This is a genomic window from Mesorhizobium sp. M2A.F.Ca.ET.039.01.1.1 (assembly GCF_003998035.1).
GTDB lineage: Bacteria > Pseudomonadota > Alphaproteobacteria > Rhizobiales > Rhizobiaceae > Mesorhizobium.
Genome location: NZ_RZRY01000438.1, coordinates 1 through 5,411 on the forward strand (window position 1 = coordinate 1; position 5,411 = coordinate 5,411).

Annotated in this window: 5 protein-coding genes; 2 read left to right on the forward strand and 3 right to left on the reverse strand. The window is 64.9% G+C overall.

The window, feature by feature from the left end; all coding sequences use genetic code 11:
- Positions 1 to 83 precede the first annotated feature (83 nt).
- The 3 genes from EOA24_RS26120 to EOA24_RS26130 all read right to left on the reverse strand — a co-directional run bounded on the left by EOA24_RS26120 (position 84) and on the right by EOA24_RS26130 (position 2,702).
- Positions 84 to 620 carry a hypothetical protein gene (locus EOA24_RS26120; RefSeq protein ID WP_126078097.1) on the reverse strand — a complete coding sequence of 179 codons (537 nt, stop codon included), beginning with the start codon at positions 618 to 620 and terminating at the stop codon, positions 84 to 86.
- Between the two features lie 373 nt (positions 621 to 993).
- Positions 994 to 1,569, reverse strand: a complete 576-nt coding sequence (locus EOA24_RS26125) for a hypothetical protein (protein ID WP_126078098.1) — start codon at positions 1,567 to 1,569, stop codon at positions 994 to 996.
- A gap of 281 nt (positions 1,570 to 1,850) precedes the next feature.
- Positions 1,851 to 2,702, reverse strand: a complete 852-nt coding sequence (locus EOA24_RS26130; RefSeq protein WP_245467137.1) for an EamA family transporter — start codon at positions 2,700 to 2,702, stop codon at positions 1,851 to 1,853.
- Positions 2,703 to 3,334: 632 nt separating this feature from the next.
- Here EOA24_RS26130 and EOA24_RS26135 point away from each other — a divergent pair.
- A complete protein-coding gene (locus EOA24_RS26135; protein WP_126078100.1) occupies positions 3,335 to 4,477 on the forward strand; it encodes an acyltransferase in 1,143 nt (380 codons plus the stop codon).
- A partial coding sequence (locus tag EOA24_RS26140; protein WP_133374615.1) for a glycosyltransferase family A protein occupies positions 4,474 to 5,411 on the forward strand: 938 nt, incomplete at its 3' end. The genes EOA24_RS26135 and EOA24_RS26140, both read left to right, overlap by 4 nt.

Consider the following 5,411-nt stretch of genomic DNA (forward strand, 5'->3'; position numbering starts at 1 on the left):
CCCCCAACGCAAATCACCCCCGCCTCAAGGGACGGGGGTGACATGCGAGGGTATCGGAAAAAGGGGGTAGCCTTTCCCGGCCCTCACAAGCTCAGCAGACGATTCAGATCCTCCTCCGTCGCCTGCCGCTCGATGATGGTGCGGCCTTGCGCGTCGGTCATCTCGAAACGGCCGTTCTGGACTTCTTCCTTCATGCCGTTGCGGTGGACGACGGTGATCTTGTTGCCGTCGATCGAGAGCGTGTCGCCGGTTGCCGCGTTGGTATAGCTGCTCTTGCCGCCGGGATTGGCATGGCCCTTTCCGCTGTTGTTGCCTGGTCCCGCATTGGGGTTGCCCCCGCCGGCATTGCTGTTGTCGGAATTGCCGCCGGCGTTGCCGGAATTCGAGCCGCCGGCCGAGCCGGAGTTGGAGCCACCTGCGGAGCCGGAGTTGGAACCGCCGCCGGAACCCGAATTGCCGCCATTGCCATTGCCGCCGCTATTGCCGTTGCCGGCGTAGGCGGCGGACAACAGCTTTGTCACGTTGCCGGGCGCCAGCAGGCAGGGCGCGACCACAACCGCCAGCGCGACAGCGAGGCGCAGCGAGAGGTCGGCTAGCCTTTTGCGGGCGGGTTGGCGCATTCTTTTCCTTCTTGCCAGTTCCACCTCGATTTGCCGAAGGTCCGCTTTCGGCACGGGCACCGCGGAACCGGTCGCTTGACGGAGGCAAGGATCACATTCCTCCGACGCGACGAAAGCGGCCCACGACCCATGCTCCGGCCGATCAGACCATTTCCGCCGCCATGGGTGACCAATGTCGCAACAGCAGCAATCGCCGCAGCTTGAAAAAATTACCCCCGCACGGAGGCGGGGGTAAGGTGAGTAGCCAGATTCCATCGCAAGACGATCAGGACCGCAGAGACGAAGCAAAAGGTGGCAACCTGATTTTGCAGCGCTGACCTTCGGTCCCTTAAGATCTAATCCGGATAAAACCTCGCTCTCACAAACTGTGCTTTCACAAACTGTTCAGGCGATTGAGATCGGCCATGGTGGCCTTGCGGTCGACGATGGTGCGTCCGTATTTGTCTTCCATCCTGAACCGGCCCTTCTCGATCGTCTCCTTCATTCCGTTGCGGTGCGTGACCTGGATGCTGCCGGCGGTGGCCTCGACCTTATCGCCGGTCGCCGCGTTCACGTGGCTGTCGACATCGGCGGCGCTTGCCTGGCTGGCGCTGTTGCTCGAGCTGTTGTTCCCGCTGCTGTTGCCGTTACTGTTGCCGTTTCCGTTTCCGCTGTTTCCGCCGCTATTGCCGTTCCCGCTATTTCCGCCGCTGTTCCCGCTATTTCCGCCGCTGTTCCCGCTATTGCCGCCGCTGTTACCACCACCACTGCCGCCGCTATTGCCGCCGCCGTTCCCGCCGCTGTTACCACCACCATTGCCGCCGCCGTTTCCGCCGCCATTGCCGCCTTTGCCGGCATAGGCCTTGGTCACAACGACACCATCGAGGGAGAGACTGAAAGGCGCGACAACAAGCGCCAACGCAGTCAGCGCTTGCAAGACCAGCCTGCAGCCCCTGCGCGTTAAGCGCATCCCGCTCTCCCCACGCCAGCCCTTCAGCCCGTCGGCCGAACTACCCCACCGGCAATGTCGCAGCATAAGCATCCCCAATCAGCCCATGATTAGGAAGTGGCCCACGACCCTTGTCTTGTCCACTCGGACTTATTGCTATTTTTGATAGGACCTAAGTCTTATTTCAACCACCGGATGTGGTCGGAAATTGCCGCGCGCGCATCGATTTCTCCAAGCCGGGCAACGCTTTGGAGCGCGTCGCTCAGAAATGGATTCTGGTGCGCATGACGGCTTCCGTGGAGTCAGGCCGGCGAAGGCGCGGGCCGCCGCGCTGCGACCGCCGTGCCGAAGGCGGCGGCAATGACGGCGGCGATGCCGGCGCATTGCAGAAGGTTGAGCTTCTCTGCCAGAAACAGGAAGCCGGTCAGCGCGGCGCCCGCCGGCTCCAGGCATACAAGCATGCCGTAGACCCTGGCCGGCATGCGGGCCAGCACCAGCATTTCCAGGTAGAAGGGCAGCGCGCTGGAGAACAGGCCGACCACGGCCGCGCCGGCCATGACGTGCGGGTCGGCGAGATGGGCTTCAGCGGCGCTGAAGCCGAAAGGCAGCGCCAGCACCGCGGCGATCGCCATGCCATAGGCGGAGGTGCGCGCACCGAGCTCGGCGCCGGCCTTCTGTGCGAAGATGATGTAGAGCCCCCAGCAGGCGCCGGCCGCCAGCGCCAGCGCCACGCCCAGCGGATCGAGCCCGCGGCTGATCCCGGCGAAAGGCGACAGCAGCGCGATGCCGGCTATCGCCAGCCCCACCCAGACAAGGTCAAGCAGGCGCCTTGAGCCGAGGGTCGCAACGAACAGCGGCCCGGTGAATTCGAGCGCCACGCAGATACCCAGCGGAATGCGCTGGAGCGCGGCATAAAACAGCAGGTTCATGGCGCAGACGGTGATGCCGTAGGCGGCGAGCCAGGGCAGGTTCCTCCGCGAGGGCAGCACCTTCCATGGCCTCAGCACCGCGGCCAGCATCAGCGCGCCGATGGCAAGCCTCAGCATGGTCGTGCCCTCCGGCCCCAGCACCGGGAACAGGCCCTTGGCAAAGGCGGCGCCGATCTGCACCGACAGCATCGAGCCAAGCAGGCCGAACACGGGCACAGCGCCCATTTGCGCCTGCGGTTTTGCAATCGGCGTCGACGTCACTTGCTCTCCGTCCCCTGCCTTGGTCGGGACCGGAGATAAGGCCTTTGCGGCGCCGCCGTCGTGAGGCAGCGGGCAGTGGATGATGGGACAAGGCGGCCTCTTCCTCGGGCGGCAGGCCCGCTGCACCGCACAATAGCTTGAAATTCAAGATGTTTCCGCGGACTCTTCTGTAGAATTTGGCGCCGCGATCGAGCCCTTCTTTCAATATTGCCACCATACCCGCTGCGGTTGCAAGGATAACTCTCCGACATCCATCGCGATTGATACTTTCTGCAGATCAGACCAACTGCCCATGACTTCATAGGACCATTGGATCAACCCGTACGGATATTTCACTGCACAACTATTTTCGGCCCACAATGGGATCACATCTTATTTCAGGATCGTAAGCATTTTGTGTTGCACCGCAACATCCGCCGCGACAATCGTGGAGCGGGGGCATGCCTGTTGGAGGATGCCATTATTGTGACTCGGATGGGCATTCCGCCGGCCGGCAGGGATTGCGCCCCCGGCCACGACGGCAAGCGGCTGGCCCGCGACGGCGGGATTTGCCCGCCCTCTGCCGCGCGGCATTACAGACCTGGCGAACGCAGCTGATGACAAACGCGCGCGACATCCAGCTCGACGCCTTGCGGGGCGTTGCGGTGACGCTGGTGCTCTACTCGCATTTCCTCGCTCCAGGCGGCTCGTCCTTCGTCGGCCATCTCGGGGTCAGGCTGTTCTTCGTGCTTTCCGGCTTCTTGATCACCCGGCTGTTGCTGGACGCGCGTGACACCAGCGCATTCGCCTCCGGGCCGGCGCTGCGTTCCTTCTATGCCAGGCGCATGCTCAGGATATTCCCGCCTTACTTCGCGGTCCTGGCGCTCGCATGGTTCGCCTCGGAACAATCCAGGCCCTCGCTCGCCTGGCATGCGCTCTACCTCTCGAATTTCTGGTACGCGCGGCAGAACGACTGGACGCCCTGGCTGCTCTGCCATTTCTGGAGCCTCAGCATCGAGGAGCAATTCTACCTCGCCTGGCCGCTGATCGTGCTTCTGGCGCCGCGCCGGCGCATCGAGGCGATCGCCATCGGCGTCATCGCGTTCTCGCTCGCCTACCGGTTCTACTGGCCGATCGCCGCCAACCCGGCGCTGGCCCGCGACCTGCTGCCGCCGGCCTCGATGGACGCGCTTGGCTGCGGCGCCCTGCTTGCCGTCCGCCGCGCCAGGGGCGCGGATGCGCCGCAATGGATGCGGCTCTGCTGGCCGGCCCTGGCGGTGGCGTTCCTGTTCGTGGTCCAGTCCGATCCCGGGCCGGCGGATTCGGCCTGGGAATGGCCGCGCTGGACGCTGGTGCAGGTGCTGCCGCTGGTGCCGATGCTGGCAATCGTCGACGCATGCTCGAACGGCCTGCGCGGCACAATGGGCAGGGTGGCCGAACTCCCCCCGCTGCTATGGCTCGGCCGCATCAGCTACGGCGTATACCTCTATCATTCGATCCTTCTGGCCTGTGCCGTCAGGGCGCAGCCATGGATCCCGGTCAACGTCTCGGAACAGGGGCCGGGGCGGTTCCTCGTCGCGGGCACCGCCACGCTGGTCGTCGCCTCGCTCTCCTGGGTGTTCTTCGAGAAGCCGCTCAACGGCCTCAAGCGCTATTTCCCCTATGTCGCGCCCGCTCATCCGCGCGGCGCGAGCGAGGCCCTCCGGTTCGGCGCCGCCCCGGCGCTCGATCTGCGGCCGACGGACCGGAGCCGACCATGACCGCGGCACCTCTCATTTCCGTGCTGTTGCCGGTCTACAATGCCGAGCCCTATGTGGCCGCCGCCATGCAGTCGATCCTGCGGCAGGACTACGGCCGGCTCGAAATCATCGCCATCGACGACGGATCGACCGACAGGTCGCTGGAGATCCTCGAACGCTGCCGCTGGGACGACGGCCGCGTATCGATCATCTCGCGGGAAAACCGTGGCCTCGTCGCCAGCCTCAATGAGGGACTGGCGGTCGCGCGGGGCGAGCTGGTCGCGCGCATGGACGCCGACGACTTCGCCTATCCCTGGCGGCTGTCGCGCCAGGCGGCGCTGTTTGCCGCGCGGCCGGAGCTCGGCTTCTGCGGCGCGCTGGTGGACACGCTGCTGCACGGCCGCGTCCTTAAGGGGCGGCTCGACCCGGTGTTCCGTCTCGACCTCACCGTGCTGTCGAAATTCTTCACCATCTTCCTGCACCCGACGGTGGTCTACAACCGCAAGGTCATCTCCGAGGCCGACCTTCACTACGACGGCAACTACCGGCACGCCGAGGATTTCGACCTCTTCCGGCGGCTGGCCGACCGCTATCCGGCGGCGCTGATGCCGGAAAGCCTTCTGGTCTACCGCGTCCATCCCGGCAGCGTGACCAGCCGGCACAGCAAGGAGATGCGGCGCACGCATCTCAAGATTGTCGGCGAGAATCTCGAGCGCCTGGGTTTGGCGCAGAGCTGCGAGGACCTGCGCGCTATCGGCGATCGCGTCTGCCTCGACACCGTGCGACGGGCGGCCGCCTTTATCCGGGCGCTTGAAGAGCGGATCGCGGCATTGCCCGACCCGACGCGGCCGAGCTTGGAAGCCGGCGCGCTGAACCTGTTCTATTTCCTCTACCAGCTCGTCAATGACGAGGAGCGGCCGGCGCTGACACATGAATTGCTGACGCTGACCGGGAA

Coding starts and splice junctions, on each gene's coding strand:
- EOA24_RS26120 (WP_126078097.1), bottom strand. CDS start 620: ATGCGCCAACCCGCCCGCAAAAGGCTAGCCGACCTCTCGCTGCGCCTC.
- EOA24_RS26125 (WP_126078098.1), bottom strand. CDS start 1,569: ATGCGCTTAACGCGCAGGGGCTGCAGGCTGGTCTTGCAAGCGCTGACT.
- EOA24_RS26130 (WP_245467137.1), bottom strand. CDS start 2,702: ATGGGCGCTGTGCCCGTGTTCGGCCTGCTTGGCTCGATGCTGTCGGTG.
- EOA24_RS26135 (WP_126078100.1), top strand. CDS start 3,335: ATGACAAACGCGCGCGACATCCAGCTCGACGCCTTGCGGGGCGTTGCG.